The sequence below is a fragment of the Methylomarinum sp. Ch1-1 genome (assembly GCF_030717995.2).
In the GTDB taxonomy this organism is placed as follows: Bacteria; Pseudomonadota; Gammaproteobacteria; order Methylococcales; family Methylomonadaceae; genus Methylomarinum; species Methylomarinum roseum.
In genome coordinates this window covers 2,898,472-2,920,171 of the sequence record NZ_CP157743.1, presented here as the reverse complement: position 1 = coordinate 2,920,171, position 21,700 = coordinate 2,898,472, and the positions used below count along the sequence as shown (strand labels likewise).

Genomic DNA, 21,700 nt, shown 5'->3' with positions numbered 1-21,700 from the left:
GATGTAAGTTAACCAATTGTGAGTCCATTTGGGTCCCAGGTTGCCGAACGTAAAGTTGGCCGGCTGGTTGGCTTCGCGTTGATTGTAGGTGAAGGTGAAGCGAATGGAGCGCCCAGCGCCGGCGTATAGCGGATCGGCGTGTCGGTGATATTCAGGCTGACCAACATGGTATGGACGTCGTAATAGGCCATGCCGACCTTCCCATCCGGTTGATCAATGCTGTTGCACGGTTGTTTGGATTTTTTGACGTCGCAAGTAGTGGTGCGGTTAGGGTCGCTGCTGGCCGTATAGCCCTGGCCGTAGACGCTCTCGGCTTGGGCTATGGTGACCGGTTGCCAATCAGCGCCTAACTCGATGCCGCTATCCGGCACTAAAAAATAGCCGCTGGCTTGGGCGTTGATCGCATCGGCGCTAAACCAGAGATCTTGGCCGAAAGTCGGGTCTTGGATATGGTACAGATCGCCTTGCTTCTCGACGATGGCGGCGTAATGGTTAACGTTCCAATGGATCACGGACGGCACCGGAATACTTTGCCCGGCATTACGGTAGACCGTCCGGTAAGGCATGTGGGCTTGTTCCGCCAATTGGCCCAGTTCAAGCAAATTAACACCGTTAACGCCAGAGCGGTAAGCATCGAGCACTTGCAGCCCTTCGGCATCGGGTTGTTGCCATTTGAGCACGGAGTACAGCGCCTTGGGACCGCATAAATAGGTGATTCCCGGATGGTTGCGCATCATCCACAGGCCTTCTTCAGCCCCGGCGACCGCGGCGGTGGCCGGGCCGGTAAACGCGCGGCCTTTGATGGAGGCTAATAAGCTTTCCACCCGGTCCGCATGGCCCAAGCGGGCATGCATGCGGATGAGTTCGCTGAAAGCGCGGTCGGCTAAGGCTTTCGCTTCGGATTCCTTATGGTCTTTGCTGAGTGTCCACGCCTTTTCGAAGGCGGCGAAGGTTTGGCTAAAGTAACCGTTGCGGTAATAGGCCAATCCTAAATTCAATTGGATGGAAGCTGCCCAGGGCGTATTGCGGTTGAGTCGCTGGTATTGGGACAAGCGTTCCAAGTCAGTCGCCCCAGGCCGGGTTTCCGGTTTTACCAGGGGAATCAAATCTGCCGTCGCTGCATTGAGATAAATCAGCGGCTCGTCAAATCCGGGAACTACGACGGGTTGCACAATAGAAACGGTGTTTGGGGAATTGACTCGCGTCGCACTGGGTGTGCAGGCCGCTAAATAGAGCCCGAAAAACAAAACGAACAAGCCTTGACAGAAATGGCGTGCCTTCATGAAACGCTTCCTTAGTTCAATGGTGACTGGGCATTACCCGATATTGGCTCTGAGTCGAGCAGGGAATCTTGAGCCGGTTCCGAAGCTCATTCACCTAGCTCCGTGCCGGTTCGTTCAACGTCGCGCCATTCCGGGGTGTCGGAACCGCACATGACGAATGGGATCAACTTATATCATACGTTAGGAGCGCAACGCAAGAACGCCAAAGGATGACAGCGAATTCAGAGATAAATCAATCGGCCAACTTGAAATCGATTTTTCGGCTGCAAGCCAGTAATACCAAAGGTTTCGGTGGAGTGCCGGGACAAATCGTTCTTTTGGTTAATTAACCCCGTCAAGGAAAGCGATCAGGTGGCCGCTTATCTGTTCCGGCTTTTCCTCCATCAGCCAATGCCCGGCGTCCTTGATCCAGATCAGCTTGGCGTTTGGAATCGTCTGCTGAAGCTGGCTTGCGTAGGCCGGTTTTTGAAAGATGTCATTCTCTGCCCACATAATGAGCGTTTCATGGGGCAGATGCCTAAGGTCGCCGGCAATCGCTTGGGTGTACTCCGGGTTCAATCGCCGAAAATTGCGAAATAAGGCCTTTTTGCCGGCTTCGGACGACCACGGCGCAAGATATAGGTCGACAACTTCATCGGTCATCGCTGCTTTGTTGTAGACGCCTTGCGGCATGAATCCGCGCATCATTGTCAGGAAGGCTTCGAGGCTCATGTTCTCCTCAGCACCCGTTTTCTGCAGCGGTATGAACTCCGGAATCGGCCAGGAATCAAAACAGACCGCATCGATCAAGACCAGCTTTCGAACTCTTTCAGGATAATTGACCGCGATAAGTTGTGCGACCCCTCCGCCTATATCATGCGCCACGATGTCGGCGGACTTGATGCCGAGTTCATCCATAAACTTCACGATCAGGCGGCTCTGCGCTTCAATGGAGACGTTGGCCTCCACCGGTTTATCCGATTTTCCGTAATTCAGCAGATCGGGCGCAAACACCTGGTGTGTTTTGGCCAATTCCGGCATTACCTTCCGCCACAACAGATTTGATGTCGGGATGCCATGAATCAGGACGACCGGACTGCCCTCGCCCTGTTCAGCGTAAGCGATGCTGTGTCCATCGATTTTGATAATGTGATGCTTGGATTGTTTCATGATCATTAATGCTCCTCTTTAGATTCGTTATTGATGAACGGGTTGAGCCAGCTTTCGGCAGGTGAATCTCGCTTCCTGTAGCGCATCCAGGACAACAATTCATCGGCAAAAGCCACTGGCCGCGCGTTGTATTGAATGCACTGAGTCTGGTGCCAGCTATGCACGTCCCCTGATCGGGTAGTCCTTACTCATCACGAACTGAAGCCCCTTCAAGAGCGACTTCAAGTCGGGGCGGGCGAACGGCGCGTTGGAGATGTCGATGATCTGCGCGTTGCCCTCCGGATTAATCACGAACAGCCCCGGCTCCGCAAACGGCCGGTCGGTCTCCTCTGGCGAGCGCGGGTCCGAGATGTAAAGGCCGAGCTCGCGCATCTGATCGACGGACAGGTCGTAACCGACCGGAAATTTCCAGCCGCATTCGGCCACTTCAGCCTCGGCCTTTTCCTTGCTATCGGCTGAAACGGTCGATACGGCGATATTCATGGCCCGGAAGTCTTCGAGCATCTCGTTGAGCGTGTTCAGGTACGCCTTGCAGAGTGGGCAATGTTGTCCTCGATAGACGATGAGAACTCGCCAGCCCGACCCATCCGCCGGAACCACGCGTTCGCCGGAAACGGCATTCCAAGTCATTGTCGGAAACTTCTCGCCAGCGGTCATTTTTTTTGTGTTCATCATTCCTCCCAGATATTTTGTGATTAATTGAGTTGATACACACGGGCAAAGTGGCTATTCGACCGATTGCCGATGCTTCAGCAATTGCGCCAAGTCGTATTGAAGCAAATCGCCAATGCGCTCAAGACTCAGGTCTGCGGCGGGGTAGGCAGCCAGAATCTTTGGATCCAGCGCGTAATGACCCTGCCGCACGAAGACAGTGGTGACCTGCGAACCCCAGCTTTTTTTTACAGAAGTGAGCAGGCGCAGTTTGTCCTCGACCAGTATGTAATGTTCAGCCGGGCAGCGCTCGGCGACATCGTCGAGTTCCTTTTCCTTATGCAAATAAATCAAGACTTTACCGGCCACCGCTTCAGACAGTCCGGAGCGGTCCACCTTGTGCGGCTGGAAGACTACATCACCGTCGGTGAGGAGAGCCGCCGACCCCCATTGCTTGACGTGCGCGATGACCTCAAGCGCATGGGGAAAGAGACGGTCGGCAAAGGGATAGTTGAGCAAAAAGCGGGAGACAGTGAGAATACCGGGATCGCGCGGATACTCGCCGCGATAGCGCTGCAGGGCGCCCAGATAATCGGCATAGCCCAGCTCGGTTCGCAGTTGCTCGAAGAGGCGCCAGTAGTGCTGCGCGCGTTCGGCGCCCACTTCGCGTTCGAGGTGGCATTCCAGTTCGGCGATGACGTGGTCGTTGTCGAGCAGCGTGTTGTCCACGTCGAACAGGAAGGCAATGTCGGCTCTGGATGTGTTCATTGTTTAATCCTATTTTGGGTGGTTGTTTTATAGCTTACTTCTCGATGTGTCCGTCGAACTCATTAACTACATCCCGGTAGGCAAGGAATCCACCTTACCTATATTTCGCTGCCGAGAGGACTACCGCCGCATTAGAAGTGGTCGAATGGCGGCGGCTGAAACCGATATTGATCCAGCGTCTTGTAATGCCCATGCCCATAAGCGTGAATGGCGTCCATCCGTTTAGTGAATTAACATCGTTCCCACCAGACCCAGCAGGAACCCGGAGACAGCGCCGATAGCAGGAAAGTCATGGTGTTTCAGGTGCGCACGGGGTGCAATGTCGTCAAAAATCAAATAGAGAATGCCTCCGCTACAAAAAAGCATCAGTACGCCCAGCGTTTCGTTGCTTGTCGATAACCGGAAAAAACCTAGCCACGCCGCAAGCGGACCCGTCAAAGGGATGACAAGGAAAAGCAGCCACAGCCACCCATGCGACATTCCGCTGTCATGCATCTCATGATAGGCGGCAAAGCCCTCCGGCATGTTTTGCAACGCGATCATTAGGGCAAGCAGATAGACGATATCAGAGCCGGTTGCGGCGGCTGCACCGAGAAGCAAGGCTTCCGGAATAAAGTCCAGTAACATGCCGATGAATTGTGACGCAGTACTGCCCGAGCGTTTTAGCCGTGAATCGAGTTGCCAGAATACGAGACCTCCCATCAAGAAGGCGAATGAGGCAGAAAGCACCGAGACATACTCGATGCCGTAAGGCAATAGGACAAGCGCTATCGCAGCGAGCAAAGCTCCGCCGCCAAAGTATGACACGAAGCTATCTAAGTCATGTTGCAAGCAGATCGACCTCAGCGAAACGCTTGAAGAAATCAAGGCGCCCACCGGAATCGACAGGCCCGCGGCAAGAGCCAGCGATAAGGTCAATGTTAATGTCATCGTGAAGTCCTCGGGATGTCATAAATCCGGACAACAGGGCTGCCTTCACCCCGTTCAGGACCTGCGCGAGAATGCCTGTCCCTCTTCATCATGTCGCGGCGCCGTTGCACCCTATTGGCGCCCATTCTTCCAAGGCCGATCATTCCAGTTTTCATGGGTGTCTGCTTTTTCCTAACCGATTGTTTGATGTTTGTGTTGCGTTCGCCCATAGCCGAAACCCTCCTGGGAACGCGTTGGCATTGTTTCCGGCGCGGCAACCCGGCGGAGGGCCGCGCCGAGAATCCGGATAGCCACTGATAATCCGCTGGCACTGAGGGGTTATCACCGACATTCATGATTGCCCTCTGTTAAACCGGCGATAACGCCGGATCAGCGTATTGGTTGAACTGTCATGGTCGAGTTGTGGTTCATCCGCGCCTTTGAGTTCGCCGGCGGTTTTCTTGGCCAGCGCCTTTCCCAATTCGACGCCCCACTGATCGAATGAGTCGATATTCCAAATCACGCCTTGGGTGAAGACACTGTGTTCAAAGAGCGCGACCAGCAAACCCAGCGTTCTGGGTGTCAACCGGTCCAGAAGCAAGGTATTGCTGGGGCGGTTTCCTTCGAAGCTACGGTGCGGCGCCAGCCAGTCGGGCGTACCCTCGGCCTTGACTTCGGCCTCCGTCTTGCCGAAGGCCAGCGCCTCGGTCTGCGCGAAGCAATTGGCCATCAACAGATCGTGTTGATCACCCAGCGGATTCAAGCTCTTATAGAATCCGATGAAATCGCAGGGAATCAGGCGGGTACCCTGGTGCAGCAACTGGAAAAACGAGTGTTGGCCGTTGGTGCCCGGCTCGCCCCAATAGATCGGCGCGGTTTGATAATCGACGTTGGCGCCCTCCAGCGTGACATGCTTGCCGTTGCTTTCCATGGTCAATTGTTGCAAATAGGCCGGGAAGCGCTTCAAATATTGGCAATACGGAAACACCGCCACCGACTGGGCGTCGAGGAAATTGTTGTACCAGAGTTTCAGCAAAGCCATGATGACCGGCATGTTGCGCTCGAACGGCGTATGCCGAAAATGCTCGTCCATGGCATGAAAGCCTTCCAGCATCGCCCGAAAATGATTCGGCCCGACCGCGATCATGGTCGACAGGCCGATGGCCGAATCCATCGAATAACGTCCGCCGTCCCAATCCCAGAAACCGAACATGTTATCGGTATCGATGCCGAATTTCTTGACTTCCTCAGCATTGGTCGAGACCGCGACGAAATGCCGGCTGATGGCCTGTTCGTCGCCAAGCTTTTGCAGACACCAGTTGCGGGCGGCACGGGCATTGGTCAGGGTTTCCAGTGTAGTGAAGGTTTTCGAGCAAACGATGAACAGGGTCTGTTCAGGATCGAGGTCACGGGTAGCTTCGACGAAGTCCGTGCCATCGACGTTGGAAACGAAGCGCAGCGTCAGATTGCGCTGACTGTAAGATTTAAGTGCTTCATAAGCCATCACGGGCCCCAGATCGGAACCGCCGATACCGATATTGACGATATTGACGATGGGCTTGCCGGTGTGTCCCAGCCATTGCCTGTTTCTCAACTGCTCGGCAAACACGCTCATGCGGTCGAGCACAGCATGTACTTCGGCCACCACGTTCACGCCGTCAAGCATAATACGCGCGCCTTCCGGCGCTCGTAATGCGGTATGCAGTGCGGCGCGTCCTTCGGTGCTGTTGATGGCTTCGCCGTTAAACATGGACTCGATGCGTTCGCGCAACTGACATTCATTAGCCAACCGGATCAGTAGACGCAGGGTTTCATCGGTGATGCGATTTTTCGAATAATCCAGATAAAGGTCCGGAATTTCGATGACCAGGCGCTCGCCGCGCTTAGGATCGGCGGCGAAAAGCTCGCGTAAATGCGTGTCTTTGACTTGCTCGCTGTGAGTGTGCAAGGCTTTCCAGGCGGGTCGCTGAGTCAGCGGCAGGAAATTTGAATCGTGAGTCATGGTTATTGTTCCTTTCCTGTTTGATCAGTGCCGTCGGGTTGCGTGGTTAATCGCCGCCAACGATGGCCGTTACGCGCCAATAGTTCATCGGCAACCGCAGGCCCCTCGCTGCCGGCTGTATAGCTGGGTATGTCCCCGGAGGGCTGTTTGCGCCAGGCTTCGAGAATCGGGTCGATCAAGCGCCATTGCGCCTCGACACCATCGCTGCGGGTGAACAACGTCGCGTCACCGCAGAGCGCGTCCAGCAACAGCGTCTCGTAGGCTTCTGGAATGCGTTGTTCGAAGGCTTGCTGATAGCTGAAGTCCATCCGTACATGAGCGGTTTTCATGTCAGCGCCCGGTTGTTTGGCGTCGAAGCCGATATCGATGCCTTCGTTGGGATGGATGCGCAAAGCGATGACATTGGGCTCGATCAGCTCTGCCTTGTCTGCGAACAAGGGTTGCGGCGGCCGCTTGAAGTGCACGGTTAATTCGGTGACACCGCGCGCCAAACGCTTGCCGGTGCGAAGATAAAACGGTACCCTGGCCCAGCGCCAGTTTTCGATCCGAAATTCGGCGGCGACATAGGTTTCGGTGTGTGACTCGGCGGTAACCCCGGGTTCCTGCCGATAACCCGGCACTTCATTGCCTTCGATCAGACCGGAGCCGTATCGTCCTCGCACGGTTTTCTCAGCGACTTCCTTTGCGGTCATCGGTTTAATGGTTTTCCAGAGCAGAATTTTCGCATCCCGCACGGCGTCGGCGTCGAAGGCAATGGGTGGCTCCATCGCGATCAGCGCCAGTAATTGCATCAAATGGTTGGTGACCATATCGCGCAGGGCGCCGGCCTCTTCGTAGTAGCCGCCGCGATGGCCTACGCCCAAGGTTTCCGCGGCGGTGATTTCGATATACTCGATATGCTGCCGATTCCACACCGGTTCGAACAGCGCATTGCCGAAGCGGAAAAACAGGATATTCTGCACCGTTTCTTTACCCAGGTAATGGTCGATCCGATAGATCTGATGTTCCGAAAACACCTTTGCAACCGTCTCACTCAAGTCTTGCGCGGAGGCTAGATCATGTCCGAAAGGTTTCTCGATGATGATTCTGGCCCAACCCGCTGTCTCGCGATGCAGTCCGGCTTGACCCAAGCCGCCAACAATCGAACTGGCCAGTATCGGCGGCGTGGCGCAATAATAGAGTCGGTTGCCGAGACTGCCGTTCAACGCCTGGATACGGGCCGCAAGCCCCGAATAACAGTCCGGGTCTTTCAAGTTCCCGGCAAAATAATGTAATTTTTCGGCGAATTGACACCAGTCTCCGGCATCGAATAAATGCTCGCCTTTGGCCTTGCGCACGGCCGTTTGCATCGTCACCCGAAATTGTTCGTCACTCATCGGTTCACGATCCACGCCGATGATCAGCGATTTGGCGGATAGCCCACCTTGATGGGCTAGATGACACAAAGCCGGCATCAGTTTTCGCTGCGTTAAATCGCCGCTGGCGCCGAAAATGACGATCACACTCGGCTCGGCTTGAGTGACCGAGGATTCACTGGTATTTTCGGCGACTGCTTCAATGTTGATAGTCATGATGTACCCGCCTGTTTGGCTTCTACATGGCCGCCGAATTGCCGGCGCATCGCCGACAGCATTTTTTCACCGAAGGTATGCTCCTGACGCGAGCGAAAACGAGCGTAAAGCGCTGCCGTCAACACGTCGGCGGATACCGCTTCTTCGACGGCTGCCTGTACTGTCCAACGGCCTTCGCCGGAATCGGTGACATAGCCGCTGTAATTCGACAGTTCGGGGTCTTCGGCCAGGGCTTGCGCCGTCAGGTCCAGCAGCCATGAGCCGATCACGCTGCCGCGCCGCCACAGTTCGGCGATTTCGCCGCTTTCAAAGTGGTACCGGTAAGCCTCGGGTAGCGACTCGGAAGCTGCGCCGCGCAAAATGTCGAAACCTTCCGCATAAGCCTGCATCAGGCCGTATTCAATGCCATTGTGCACCATCTTGACGAAATGGCCGGAGCCTACCGGGCCGCAGTGTAGGTAACCCAATTCAGCGGTGCTAACCGAATTATCCCGGTTCGGGGTAGGCGGTATATCGCCCCGTCCCGGCGCCAAGGCCGCGAAGATCGGTTCGAGCCGTTGCACCGGGCCTTGTTCGCCGCCGATCATCAACGAATAGCCTCGCTCGATACCCCAGGTGCCGCCGCTGGTGCCTACATCCAGATAGTGAATGCCACGCTCTTTCAGGAGCTCGGCCCGGCGCACGTCATCCTTGAAATAAGAATTGCCGCCATCGATGAGGATATCGCTAGACTCCAGAAGCTTGGCCAACGCCGTCACGGTTTGTTCGACGATGTCGCCCGCAGGAACCATCATCCACACGGCGCGCGGCGCCGGCAGTCGGCTTGCCAACTCCTCAAGCGAAGCAGCGCCCTCTGCGCCTTCCTCGACCAAATGCGCGACATTGTCCGGATTAAGATCATAGACGACGACTTCATGACCGCTCTTGAGCAATCGCCGGGTCATGTTCGCGCCCATCTTTCCCAAACCTATCATGGCTATTTTCATCGGTGTGTCTCCAGTTCTGAGTAATCGAAATTTATCGTTTAGTGTTGCAACGATAATGGGTCGTAGCTTATGGGAAGTCCTTACATAGCCTGATTAAACCTAAAAACATCAGTCGAATGCTACGTAGCGTAATAAGGCATTGACTGATAAATTTAACTTCATTTCCTCTGATTCACCTATGGGGTGATTCAAACCCGCTTCACGGTTTTGTGAAGAAATCTGAACGCGGAATTCAGCAGAATAGCTCTAGATAAGGACTACGGCCATTATCGTCGAGCGATTCTTTGTCTTCCACGCCCAGATTTTCCACAAAATCCGTGCTCAACTGATGTTTTTAGGTTAAACAAAGCCCCTCTCCACCCGCTAAAAAAGGCAGGAGGGAAATTCCAGAATCAGTTCCCGCCTCCGCCTTCTGTCGGCTGAATGCAACCTTGCAAGGCTTTCTCGTCGTAGCGCAGGAGATTCAAATGCGTCGGATTTGCGAGCAGTTGTTGCGCCGACAGGAATCCCGCCACTGTCCAGCTCTGGAATCGTCTTGCTTCCTTTCCTAACAGACGCCCTTCCCGGCCATCGAAGTATTCGGACCAATCTTCAACCATGAGCCTGTCGGCAGCTGTTTCGAGCGCGCGTTTCGCCAATTCGGTCCGGCCTGTCATCTGCGCCGCTGCGGCCAATAACCACAACAGGAACGGCCAACTGCCGCCATTATGATAAGACCACGGACTGTTCTTTGGGTCACTGCCGGTGACGATCGCCCAATCCCGCCCCTCCAGCGCGGGGAAACAGAGCTTTAGCGGCATTTGTCCGATCAGGTCATCCCAGCGTTGCGCTATCAGATCCATGATGCTCTGGGATTGTTCCGCCGTTGCCAGGGACGATACCACCGCCAATAGATTACCTTGAGCGAAATACCGAAAATCCATTCGCGCCGGCCCCAGATTGCCGGCGAAGTAGCCGCCTTTAGAGGGCATCCAATCCACCAGCGCCGGGGGGATGGTTTCCGGATAAATATTGAACTCATTGACAATGTTTTGCCCGTATTCCTCTACCTTGTACCGATAGATAGCATTCAAGCGACGCAGATCCAACCAGTAATAACGCCTGATATGATAGGCCAGATGAGCCAGTCGGTCGGCGACAGCCGCCAGGCAAGTTTCGTCGCCTACGAGCAATTCCTGCGCCGCAGATAACGCGGTAAAAAACAAGGACTGGATATCAAGGGGATAACCATAAACACCCATGCGCCGATCGATCATATAGCCGCCGTCGGGAACCAGGAGGGTGGGATACATATCGAAACGCGCCACCAAGCTCAGCTCGACAATCATTTTTATCGCCTGTTGAAATTCAGCCTTCCTAGCCAGATCGACATCCCCGCTTGCCTGTACGTAGGCACGCAGTAAAATGAGCCACCAGAAACCGGAATCGACCGGGGCCACCCGCGCGATGGCGCGCTCTCCAAAATCCGGAACCAGTTCCTCGCCGTTTTTGCTTTGCTGCACGGTAAAACTGGCAGGCATAAGCCCTCGACCGGCTTTGAAACAGTTCATCTGCTTTTCCCTGCTCTGCAATTTAACCAGTACCGTCAGGAAATTACGAACGATGTCCGTTTCGCCGCGCATTAAAAACGCCAGTGCAGAGACTGCAAAATCGCGCGTGAAACACTGACTGTAATTGAGTTCGGCAGCACTCGGGTCGCGGGCGGCTACCGTCCCTACCGGATTACCCCGGAAGTAAACCACCGATTGTTTTAGCTCACGCCATGCAGCATCTATGATCTTTGCATCAATCACATCGTTCCCCCTTGAAGCATTGTCTTAAAGCGTCTTGTCCCTTTGCTTCCAGTATAAGTCGAACCAATACGGCGTTCCTTACAATTAAATAGTATTCCTGGCATGTGCGTAGTTTTTATATATTTTATACGGCTAGTCGCACAGCACTACTTCCCTCGGGAATAGCGTAAGGTCAGTCGACATCCGGTCATCATATTATTGAGTGTTTTTCCGAGTGATTATGTACAAATGTTTAAACTTTTGGTTGAGTAGACCGGTTTCTTTCGACCAAATAACATCGTACTTGCCATGCTTCTCTGGAACGCCCCGCCGCACGCGGCTACTACGTGATTGCAAATAGTTTGTTATTTCATCAATTGTTACCAAGCCCCTCACAGAACCGTGCTTGCGCTATTTACGCACACGGCTCCTCATTAAGAACCCTATTCACGGATTCAGAATAGATTCACCAAGATTTTAGGTTTCGGCAGTGGAAAACGCGCTAACAATAGAGCAAACTTTGCCCAACTACAGCAGTTTCTCCGACCTCGCCGATTCAGCCATTTGTGTAGAATGCGTTGCACTTGATAAAAGTACAGGTTTATTCCTCGACTGTTATCGGTGACGCCATAGTAGCCGTAATGGCCTCGCAGTTTGCGGGCGGTTCGCTTGAGTATTTCGGCGGTCGGCAGGTTTCGGTTTGCCTTAAGCCATGCACGGTAGGCTTTCAGCTTCGCCGTTAGGCGTTTACCGATCGTCTTCCGCTTCATCCGAAAGCGTTTTCCGTCTCGCGTCCGTGAACAGTAATGGGTAAACCCCAGAAAATCAAAGGTCGCCGCCTTTTCGCCACGCGCTCTCGCACGTTTGACCGCTAACGGGCCAAATTCAATGCATTGCGTTTTCTCCGGTGCTAACGTCAGCTCAAACAGGGCGAGCCGTGCTTCTAGCTCGTTCCGGAATCGTTTGGCATCCGCTTCCTGCTGGAAGCAGACGACAAAGTCGTCCGCATAGCGTATCATTCGGGCGACTCCACCGCAGCTTTTCGCAAACTTGCGGGTCATCCACAAGTCTAGGCTGTAGTGCAAATAGAGATTAGCTAGCAAGGGCGATATCACGCCACCTTGCGGCGTACCTGTTTCACTGGCTTTAAACTGTCCGTCTTCGACGATACCCGCTTTCAAGAAGCGTTTGATGTAGCGCAATACGCGTTTGTCGGCGATACGATGCGCGAGAAAAGTCATCAGCTGCTCTTGGTCAACCGTATCGAAAAAGCCTTTATATCGGCTTCCACAATGTGGTTTATCGGTCGATTTTCGACTGTTTGGCTTAACGCTCGCAGCGCATCATGACAGCTTTACCCGGCCTGAATCCATACGAGTCGTCTATAAAGTCTTGCTCATAGATAGCCTGTAAGATTTTGACCAGCCCGGCTTGCACCAGTTTGTCTTCCAGCGCCGGTATCCCTAAGGGCCTTAACTTATCAGTCCCGGGCTTGGGATGTAAACCCGTTGCACCGGTTGGGGTATGTAGGCCATTCGGTGCAGTTTACCAACTAGCTGCTGAAGGTTTTCCAGTAAGTTGTTCTCGTACTGTTGCTTGGTGACTCCATCAATACCTGACGCAGCATGATTCCTCAGCGCGTCAAAGCATCCCCATAACATTTCCACTGTCATCAGATGAAACAAGCTGGTGAACTGACAGTTCGGTTCGTTACGGGCTTTCTCCGCTATACGTTGCAGTTTCGTGGTTACCGTTTCTTCGTTTCTGGGCACGTTCGGTATGTCTCCTTAACGTTGTTTCTTAATGTAACGGTCTTCCCTCCCGCAGCATTACCCGCGTTCATCGGTACTACACCGTTATCCGACTACCTATAGGCATTTGTCTTTCTTACTTTATGATCGCTTGTCCGACATACTCGCTTCCTTGTGAGGCCTGATAGGTTCTCCCAGGTTGCCGTTTATTCCCGGTGTCCAACATGCCATGCTCTTCGACCCCGGAGAGGCAGAGTAAGACTTGTCATGACGCCTCACTCTGTGTTGATTTCCGCATAGTTAACTACGTCATCCCTCTCTTGTCTCTGCTTTCGAGGCTCAATCACTTCAGCTTTCGCTTACGGCCTGTTGTCTTGAGTTGCTTTGTGCTTAATCTTTGGGGTTACCCCCGCCGACCCAAAGACTCTACCCAGTGGCTGACCGGCCTTCTGGGACGGGATTCTCGCCCGCTGGAATAAACGACCTTGCCTGGCCGCACTAACTATTCAGTATCTTTCAGGGTTTAGGGAGTAGACCATTGATTTCTCGGGACGCGTGAATACTTCCATGTAAGCTCTGACTGCAACGTCCTGTTGCAGACAGCCCGATAAATCAATAGCCTACTCCCTCTGATAAAAATACGCTGAATAACAAACTTTTTTACTGAATGGGATACATTACTGGCAGCGTCCAGAAATTGATTTGATCATGAATCAGCGGACGGCCCTTCTCGCCCGGACGCAAACGCTCGCGGATCACGATCGCGATATCGGATAAAACCCCCGGATGTTTACGGTAATATCCGTGGCCGATAAAACTGCTTATTCCTTCTACATCGATAAAATTCACGTTCCTCATCCGAGAGAAGATTTTCCGATCGATTGGCTCCAGATTGTTATGCGCCAGTTTACCGAAGCGCAGACCGGACATCAGTAACTGGGAAATACCCAGGGCCTCATCTGAAGGATTCATATAGACGGTTATCTGCCCGATAGCGGGTCCAAACTTTTCCGCCATCAAACGCTGTCTGACCACGTCAAAATCCAGATCCGGCGCCGCCAGAATGAGGTTTTCTATTTTTAGAACGGTACGCGGGTCGTGTCCGGCGGCCCTGACTTCGATCACCAGCTCACGCAAGGCGCTCGTCGTGATATCGGTGCCGCGGCTGTGGGCGATGATGTGGATGCGTTCGAGCTCCGGCACGGCGGCCAGTATTCGTAGCGTTTCCTTGAGATGATAGATGCTGAACTCGCCCGATTCACGATCGGTGAAATAACCGAAAGGGCCGCCGCTGGCCGCGGGCCAGGAATAAAACAGCGGTAAGCCTAGACGGCCGGTAAAGTGCCAAAGCTCGGCCATGCTTAGAGCGGCCTCGTTGAAATCCGTGTTAAAGCCATGCACGAAGACAATGACTTCTTTGTTTTTGATTGCAGTAAGACGCCTCCGCAGCGTAGCTTGCAGGGTCACAATCGCTTTTTGATAGGCCGCCTCCGCATCCGGTAAAATTTTTATCACCCCACCCTTAAACGAAAAAGGCAATGGCGTATCCGGAAAGCGCACTATCTCTTCCGGGTCAGCCGGCTTCAGAGAAATGGCCTTTTCACGGTCAGCTGAACTGCTGGCCTTGACCAGTCCCTCCCATGTCAACCCCTCGCCGAATTCAATTATTAACCTGCCGAAAGCCATCGAGGACGACCGTTTGTTACCATAGGACAGCGCGTCCTGCCCGGATGACGCCTGCTGTCTGTCGGTGACAAATAAAAGCCCGGCCGACGATGTTCGATGAACAGGCGCAACACTCTCGGACGGATAAGGTTTGGCATAGGCGAAGAGATTGGGAGCTTCGACCAGCGAACGGGAGGAGCCGCACGCCGACAATAGCATTGCCAGAATGATATTAACTAGTGTCTGACAGAAAAAGCCTTTTTTTCAACCGATACCCAACTTTTGCCACACTCATTTTGATCAACCCAGGCCATTTTCCGGAAAAAATCCATCGCTGTCTCGTCTGATTTCTTCATTAGCGGGCCATTCACCGGTCTGCGGGCGCAACTATCCTGTAGTGAGCCTTTTCTCGCTCCGATGGTATTGTTCAGGCCGCTTGTTGGTAGGGGCCGCGCTTGCGTTTTTCTTTCGCCTGCGCCTGCTGACGCAGGATGGCGCCCAACCGTTTGATATTGCGCGAGACGACCGCCAGTGCGACATAGCGTTTGAAGCCATCGAGGCCGTGGTCGGGGCAGATATCCAAGCCGTTATGCTCCAGGGCATTGATGGCCGATTCCACGGCGGAGTGTTGGTGGCGTAGTTGTTTAAAAGCATTGCTGCCTTCCCGCGCTTGATCCGCGGCGCTGAGTCGGCCTTTTTTGGGCAGAATCACCTGTTCCAGATGATTTTTCAGTTCCTTTTGGTTAGCCGGGCTGTGAAAGCCTTTGTCGAAGCTGGTCACGGTCAGTTCGGGGAAGCGCCGGCGCGTTTCGGTGACCATGTCGACGGCGACTTTGTCATCGGTTTGCTTTTCCATCACTAGGTGGTGAAGAACGAAGCGATGGTGGTCCTCCATCACGCAGACCCTTAAACCCAACTCAACCGGGACGCCTGCTTTGCCTACAGGGATGTAGGTAAGGAGCGTGAGCAGGAGCGGAAGCTTTGCCTTTGCTGATCCATTCGGTGTGCGGTTCAAACACGGAGAAGATCTTTTCGGCATGAGGGATGGTTTCGCTGCGTATGACGCGGCGCTCAATTTGGTCCAGCAGCAGGCGGGCATAGGCCTGGTAGGATTGCAACGGCTGCGTTTCATCGGCCAGGGCGCCACGGTCCAGGGCTTGTTTTAAGGTGCGCTCGGATTTGCCCAGGTAGGCGCTCGCCAGGTCCAGGTAGGTCTGATGAGCCTGTTGGATGGCTTGTTCCCGTACGGCTTGTTTGTTTTCATCCTGGCTGGTGGAGCGTTTGAGCTGTTGAGCTCTTCGGTACTGTTGTTTGAGTCGCCGGATGTTGTGCCGGTATTGGCGCCAGTCCGGCAGGTCATAGTGTTTCGCCAGCGTATGACTCTCTTCAATGGCTTTGCGGATCGCATCATACAGCAGGTTGATGTCGGTCGGAAAATGGACGTCGGTTTCGACCACAAAGGAATCGCACCGCCCTCTCAGTTTATCGCTGTGGTCGACCGTCGCGGCGGCAGTCGAGTCACTGCGGACGGTTGGCCCAGCGTTTGGCTTTTTTTTTACCAGGGCATGGCCGGCTCTGACCACTTCCTGGTTGATTTGATCGAACAGTTCCGGGGTGAACAGCCTTAGATTGTCTTTGATGCGCTGGAGAGAATACTTCGTGTCGTCACACCAGTCGCTATGGCCCAGCATCTGTCGAATGGTATTGTGGTGGTTGGCCAGTTCATGGATGCGGTCGTAGTCGGTATTCAGGCCCAGACGCAAAACGCCCAGCACTAGAATTTTCCATTGTTCCAGGCCGGGCCGACCGCGCCCTGGGTCAGCGGGTTGCTGACGCTCTGCTTCGCTAAGGCCCTGACCGCTTCGGTAGGGGATAACCTGCTCGAGGATGGCGAACACACGGTCGCGCAGTTCGGGCGTGGTATAGATGTACTGCAACCCTAGCAGCAGTTGCGGGATGTCGTCTCTGGATTTGAGGTTAATCTCGATGTCGGCAATATCGACCTGACCGAGGCTCATTTGCGGATTCTTGACGGTGCGCATAGGATTTCAACGGACGAAGATTTCTGGTTTTCGTAAATTTTTATGGCGGCGCTCACCTAAAATCAGTACCTTACGGATTGAGCAACGCAACAATCGTGATTTTGGGCTGCAAACTCATTTCCCGGAATTCATTATATCCCATTGATTATTTTAGGGATAATCAATTTTCGGTCAGGCACTAACTAGGACAACGCCTGTTGACCGGTTAGCACACACTCTCTTCAACATAATTTTCAACTCATTCCGGTTCAATCATCATTACCAAAGGCGACCCGACCGGCGGCGCCGATGAGCGTACAACCTCATATTTTGTTAATGTAGGTAGGGCTTACCGCGATCCTGATCTAGCGCATCGGGGAACCCGCATGCACCGTTCCTCCGTGCGTGACGCAGCACGACCCGGCGTGCATTTCTACGCCGAGCGCGGAAACGATACGCCCCTTGTAAACAAGCGGTTTCACACCCAGGATTCAGATCCGTTTCAGTCTTGTCAAGGGATTGTAAAAACTGCTGTCAATAGCAGCGAGTTCCGCTTCCGGGTGTTGCCTCGACATGATCTTCCCTATGACGCTCTCGGCGTCCTTTTTGGCATAGATCAAGACAAGGTTTTTACCGTTCTCCAGGTCGTCGTGAAATTGTGAAATCTTTTTATTTTCCGTGGCAATTCCGGTCAGGCCGCCTTCCCATGCGCCAAACAATGAAAAAAACACAACGATCGCATAATAGGCGCCGACCGATACGTCCGGGCCGAAAGGCTTGGCCGAATAAAACCAATACGCAGCCAATAATCCCACGACAAAACCGCCGATCGCGCCGATGATGCCGAAACGAAGGATATCCAGTTGCTCGAGATAGTTGCTCGAATGGATCTTGTTTGTTGTCAACCCGGTTTCATCCTTGCTCATCACATGAATGAACCAGTCGTCGATACCGGCCTTATGTAGATCATCGGTAATCTTGCTGACACTGGCGATGGTGGGACTCAGATAGTAAAGACATTTCATGGCATTCTCCCGTTAATTAATGACGACTTTGGTAACTAAGGAACGAGCATGAAGTAACTTCTTCAAGTAGGAAGGGGGTTCGGTGGCTCGTTTGACAGGTGTCGGCGGCAGGGATAGCCGCCGTCAAGCCTACACCGCACAAGGACGTGTAAGTGCAGCGGTAAGCAGGAGCTGTTAGCTGCCACGGATGTATTCACCCAGCACCTAAATTCCATAGGATAATGGCTGCGATAAATCATCTTCGTTTATTTAGGTGCTGGGTGAACGGCGTCCTGTCAAGCGAGTTACCGAACCTCCACAAAGCTTACGGTTTCGAGAAGCTATTTTGTGCATGCTCCTAAGCTATAGCGATTCCTTGTGAATCGACTATTAGTCGTCGGTTACAACGACTCCTTACGCTTATCGCAGCCGGCTTACGCAGAGAATTGCGACTGATGCCCTCGTGGCATGAGGCGCTCGCTCAATAGACGGGGTCATACATCATGGCTCGGATCGTTTCTATCCGGATATCCCGGTCAGCCGCTTTAGCCAGGCCTTGCCTATAAGCGACTTCCGCGACAGCGGCAGCGATTTTCAGCGAAACCTCCCTGAGTTGCGACAACGGTGGATACAAGCTTCCCTGACGCAAATCGTCGTCGGCGACACTGTCGGCCAGCACTTCGGCGGCCTTCAGGAACATTTCATCGCTGATGCGAGTGGCTTGGCAAGCCAGCGCACCCAGGCCGATGCCGGGAAAGATATAGGCATTGTTGCCCTGCCCCGGTTTCAGCGTTTTTCCGTTCATCAGGACAGGCGCGAACGGGCTGCCGCTGGCGAATAAGGCTCTTCCCTCGCTCCAACGATAAGCCTGTTCGGCGCTGCATTCGGCCCGCTCGGTCGGATTCGACAAGGCGAAGATCACCGGCCGTTCATTGATACTCGCCATGGTCCGGATAATCCGCTCGCCGAAGGCGCCCGGCGAGCCGGTTGCGCCGATTAATACTTGGGGTTTGATACGTTCGATCGCTTCGATGACGCCGGCCGGCGACGCATCGTGCGCATAAGGGCGGTTGTGCGGCGCCAAGCCCTCGCGGCCAGCCACCAATAAACCGTCGACATCGGCGAACCATAGACGCTTGCGCGCCTGATCCGGCGTCAAGCCGGCCGCAACCAACGCGAACTGTACTAAATCGCCGATACCGGTCGCGGCCGACCCGGCCCCTAAGAACAGTATTTTCAACGTCTCAAAGGCCTTTCCGGTGGTTCGGCAAGCCGCAAATACCCCGGCCAGGGCCACGGCGGCGGTTCCCTGAATATCATCGTTGAAGCATAGCGCCTTGTTCCGATACCGGTTCAATAACGTATAAGCATTGGGCGTCAGAAAATCCTCGAACTGAATCAAGGCGCGCGGATATCTGAGTTGCACCGCGGCGACGAATTCATCGACCAGAGCCAGATAGTCGGCGCCACGCAGTCGGGGTTGCCGGGTTCCAAGGTATAAAGGGTCCTCTCGCAACATCTGATTATCGGTGCCGACATCAAGCATCACCGGTAGACATTGCGCCGGCGGAATGCCGGCGAACGCGGTGTATAAGGCCAGCTTGCCGATCGGGATGCCCATGCCGTTCGCGCCCAGGTCGCCGAGACCGAGAATGCGCTCGCCATCGGTCACGACGATCATGCGCACATCCCGCTCCGGCCAATTATCCAGAATATCGAAGATGTCGCCGCGGTCGGTCGGCGTGATATAAAAACCGCGCGGCTGCCTGAAAATATGGGCAAATTCCCGGCAGGCCTGGCCCACGGTCGGGGTATAGACGAGCGGCATGATTTCTTCGATATATTCCAGCAACACTCGGTAAAACAAGCGTTCGTTACGCTGCTGCAGCGCCATCAACAAGATATAGCGCTCGATGTCGTAAGCCTTGCGCCTGAGATTCTCCATGATTAGTTCAGTCTGTAGCCGCTGGGAACTGACCGCGGCCGGCAATAGACCACGTAATTTAAAGCGTTCGCGTTCGTCTTCGGTGAAGGCGGTCGATTTGTTGTATTGGCTGTTGTTCAGCAAGGCCAATCCAGTCAGGCCGGCGGGCGGTCGGGAATTCGCCATTCACGCCACCCGCTTCTGTAGCTTCAGACGTTCCGCCGCCATTCGCGTGCCCTGCACGCGGGCCCGGATCTTCGCGAAAGCGAGGTCTCGGCCTGTCGACGTGTCGTCCTCGAACGGCGAAAAACCGCAATCGTCGGTGGTCCCCAGCTGCTCCGGCGCGATATACTGGCTTGCCAGCAAGATGCGGTCGCACACCAGCTTCGGCGTTTCGATGGTATTGTCGAGCACATCGACGACACCGATAAAAACGCGTTGATCGGGTTTTATACAACGGGCGACGGTTTCCAGCACCCGGCAGGGATCTTGTTCACTGGCCAGTTGCAGGTAGAAATTTCCCGCCTTGAGGCGGAACAAATCCGGCAGCAACGCGGTGTAGTCGACATCGCCGCTGTGGGTGGCGTCATGATCGCCGCCGGGGCATGTATGCACCCCGATGCGCGCCCTCTGTTCCGGGGGAAATTGCTCCAGCACCCGATTGTTCAAGGCTATGAATTGCCGCAGCAGCGCCTTGCTGGGATCGAGTTTTATCGCCAGCCGGCCCTCGGTGAAATCGATTTGCACCTTATGCGCGCCGGCGGCGAGACATAGGCGGATATCGCCTGCCACTTCCCTCACCAAGTCGTCCAGGAATTGCTCGCGACTATATCCGGCCAGTCCGTGCTCGGGGTACAGCAGGCTTAGCGCGGAAGCGGATATCACCGCCTGCTTGACCGGAACGCTTGCATAATACATGGCCGACTGCAGGTATTTGACCGCGTACTGGCGATAATGGAACGGTCCTCCGGTCAAGCGGGGCAACTGCCGGCTATGACCGTCGTCGAACTCAATCATCAGGCCGTCGGCGACAATGTTATCGAGGCCCTCCAGCGGATAACTCAGAAAACTGCTTTTGCGTTGTTCACCGTCGCTGATGATCGGCGAACCGGTGTCCTCGAAGCGCCGCACGGTATCCTGCAAAGCCTGGTCGTACGCCTCGGCCAATTCCGCAGGCGAGGCCTCGCCGACGCGGTAACGTTGTAACACCGCCAGCAATTGCGGTGGTCTGGGAATGCTGCCTATCGGTTCGGTGGGAATCATCGTGAGCTCCTGAGTATCAATGCGCTGGATTTTTTCGGCGCGACATAAACGGCGGTGTCCAGATGGAAAGAATACCAGGCGAACCAGAAGGTTCTGACGGCCGGCAGCGGCTTGCCGGAGGCATCGAACGCCTCGGCGATTCGGTGTTCGGAATCATAACGGATGATGATCTCGTGGCCGCCGACACTATCGCTGAATTTGCTCGGGCTCTGCTCCAGTTCGATGAACGGATAGGCCTTGTAGACCCCCTTGATTTCGACGCCCAGCACCGCTTCCTTGGGATGGTAACGCTTGCTGACCGCGGTGACGACCGGAAACATCAGCCGCGGACTGTCCAGATAGGCCTGGTAGGGGCTGTGCCGATAAGCGCGGCGATAACCGGTATCGGTCGACAGCACCCGGGTATCGGGATGACGGCTTAACCAATCTTGCCAGGTGGTGTGCAATACCGGCAAGGGGTGTAACTGTTTGCCTTTGTGCGGTCCCGAAACCGCCTGCGTCATCAGCTGCGACCATAGCGACTCGGTTTGACGGTCGTATAGCAATACGTCGCTGTTATATAGCAGCCCGGAGACGCCGAATGTGTGCGGCTCGCCATCGATGCGGGCGGAAAACGCCATGCCGCTGCCGCATAACGGACAAAACGTGATCACGACCGGTTCGTCGCCGAAGCGGTCGTTGACGATTTCATGCCAGTTGAGAATATTGATCGGATACGCCCTGGCTTCACCATGGTAGGTCATGCCCAACACCGGCGAAGATTCTTTTAAATAATCGGCCTGGGAAGGCTCGATAAACGTCGGGTTGTCGATGGCCGGAATGCCGTCCTTGACCGGGCCGCCGCTCAGAATGTGGTCGGCCGGAACCAGGGCCCCGGTCAGATCGAAACCGTTTTTGCTTTGCGCCGAGCAGCCGCTCAGCCACAACAGCAGGTAAAGCATCGTAAAGGGTTTTAACAGCTTCATCGCTCTCTCCTCCTCA

Annotated in this window: 15 protein-coding genes and 2 pseudogenes; all 17 read right to left on the bottom strand. The window is 54.4% G+C overall.

Annotation, left to right across the window (positions count from 1 at the left end; translation table 11 throughout):
* Positions 1 to 8: 8 nt before the first annotated feature.
* On the bottom strand, positions 9 to 1,283 hold the full coding sequence (locus Q9L42_RS13440; protein ID WP_349431236.1) for a tetratricopeptide repeat protein: 1,275 nt from the start codon (positions 1,281 to 1,283) through the stop codon (positions 9 to 11).
* Between the two features lie 321 nt (positions 1,284 to 1,604).
* Entirely contained in the window at positions 1,605 to 2,438 is an 834-nt protein-coding gene (locus tag Q9L42_RS13435) for an alpha/beta fold hydrolase (RefSeq protein ID WP_349431235.1), read from the bottom strand.
* A gap of 150 nt (positions 2,439 to 2,588) precedes the next feature.
* Complete coding sequence (locus Q9L42_RS13430) at positions 2,589 to 3,104, bottom strand: redoxin domain-containing protein (protein WP_349431234.1); 516 nt, start codon at positions 3,102 to 3,104, stop codon at positions 2,589 to 2,591.
* Between the two features lie 54 nt (positions 3,105 to 3,158).
* Positions 3,159 to 3,851 carry an HAD family hydrolase gene (locus Q9L42_RS13425; RefSeq protein ID WP_349431233.1) on the bottom strand — a complete coding sequence of 231 codons (693 nt, stop codon included), beginning with the start codon at positions 3,849 to 3,851 and terminating at the stop codon, positions 3,159 to 3,161.
* Positions 3,852 to 4,073: 222 nt separating this feature from the next.
* A complete protein-coding gene (locus Q9L42_RS13420) occupies positions 4,074 to 4,781 on the bottom strand; it encodes a ZIP family metal transporter (RefSeq protein ID WP_305907885.1) in 708 nt (235 codons plus the stop codon).
* A 331-nt stretch (positions 4,782 to 5,112) separates the two neighbouring features.
* The gene (gene pgi, locus Q9L42_RS13415) at positions 5,113 to 6,762 is read right to left on the bottom strand and encodes a glucose-6-phosphate isomerase (protein WP_305907886.1); all 1,650 of its coding nucleotides are present in this window, start codon (positions 6,760 to 6,762) and stop codon (positions 5,113 to 5,115) included.
* A 2-nt stretch (positions 6,763 to 6,764) separates the two neighbouring features.
* Complete coding sequence (gene zwf / locus Q9L42_RS13410; RefSeq protein ID WP_305907887.1) at positions 6,765 to 8,333, bottom strand: glucose-6-phosphate dehydrogenase; 1,569 nt, start codon at positions 8,331 to 8,333, stop codon at positions 6,765 to 6,767.
* Positions 8,330 to 9,319 (bottom strand): phosphogluconate dehydrogenase (NAD(+)-dependent, decarboxylating), encoded by a 990-nt coding sequence (gene gnd / locus Q9L42_RS13405; RefSeq protein ID WP_305907888.1) that lies wholly within the window; start codon positions 9,317 to 9,319, stop codon positions 8,330 to 8,332. The genes zwf and gnd overlap by 4 nt, the downstream gene beginning before the upstream one ends.
* A 392-nt stretch (positions 9,320 to 9,711) precedes the next feature.
* Positions 9,712 to 11,112 (bottom strand): glycoside hydrolase 100 family protein, encoded by a 1,401-nt coding sequence (locus Q9L42_RS13400; protein WP_305907889.1) that lies wholly within the window; start codon positions 11,110 to 11,112, stop codon positions 9,712 to 9,714.
* A 434-nt stretch (positions 11,113 to 11,546) separates the two neighbouring features.
* Positions 11,547 to 12,356: pseudogene (locus tag Q9L42_RS13395) on the bottom strand (reverse transcriptase domain-containing protein); the annotation flags it as partial.
* A 207-nt stretch (positions 12,357 to 12,563) separates the two neighbouring features.
* Positions 12,564 to 12,863: a hypothetical protein gene (locus tag Q9L42_RS13390; RefSeq protein ID WP_349431232.1), complete on the bottom strand. Its 300-nt coding sequence runs from the start codon at positions 12,861 to 12,863 to the stop codon at positions 12,564 to 12,566.
* Between the two features lie 639 nt (positions 12,864 to 13,502).
* The gene (locus Q9L42_RS13385; protein WP_349431231.1) at positions 13,503 to 14,726 is read right to left on the bottom strand and encodes an alpha/beta hydrolase; all 1,224 of its coding nucleotides are present in this window, start codon (positions 14,724 to 14,726) and stop codon (positions 13,503 to 13,505) included.
* A gap of 208 nt (positions 14,727 to 14,934) precedes the next feature.
* Positions 14,935 to 16,549, bottom strand: a pseudogene (locus Q9L42_RS13380) (ISNCY family transposase).
* A gap of 470 nt (positions 16,550 to 17,019) precedes the next feature.
* The gene (locus Q9L42_RS13375) at positions 17,020 to 17,553 is read right to left on the bottom strand and encodes a hypothetical protein (RefSeq protein WP_305907891.1); all 534 of its coding nucleotides are present in this window, start codon (positions 17,551 to 17,553) and stop codon (positions 17,020 to 17,022) included.
* A 460-nt stretch (positions 17,554 to 18,013) separates the two neighbouring features.
* Positions 18,014 to 19,642, bottom strand: coding sequence for an NAD-dependent malic enzyme (locus Q9L42_RS13370; protein ID WP_305907892.1), 1,629 nt, complete (start codon positions 19,640 to 19,642; stop codon positions 18,014 to 18,016).
* Positions 19,643 to 20,719, bottom strand: coding sequence for a cobalamin-independent methionine synthase II family protein (locus Q9L42_RS13365; protein ID WP_305907893.1), 1,077 nt, complete (start codon positions 20,717 to 20,719; stop codon positions 19,643 to 19,645).
* Positions 20,716 to 21,684: a DUF3179 domain-containing protein gene (locus tag Q9L42_RS13360; protein WP_305907894.1), complete on the bottom strand. Its 969-nt coding sequence runs from the start codon at positions 21,682 to 21,684 to the stop codon at positions 20,716 to 20,718. Before Q9L42_RS13360 ends, Q9L42_RS13365 begins: the two co-directional genes overlap by 4 nt.
* Between the last annotated feature and the right edge of the window lie 16 nt (positions 21,685 to 21,700).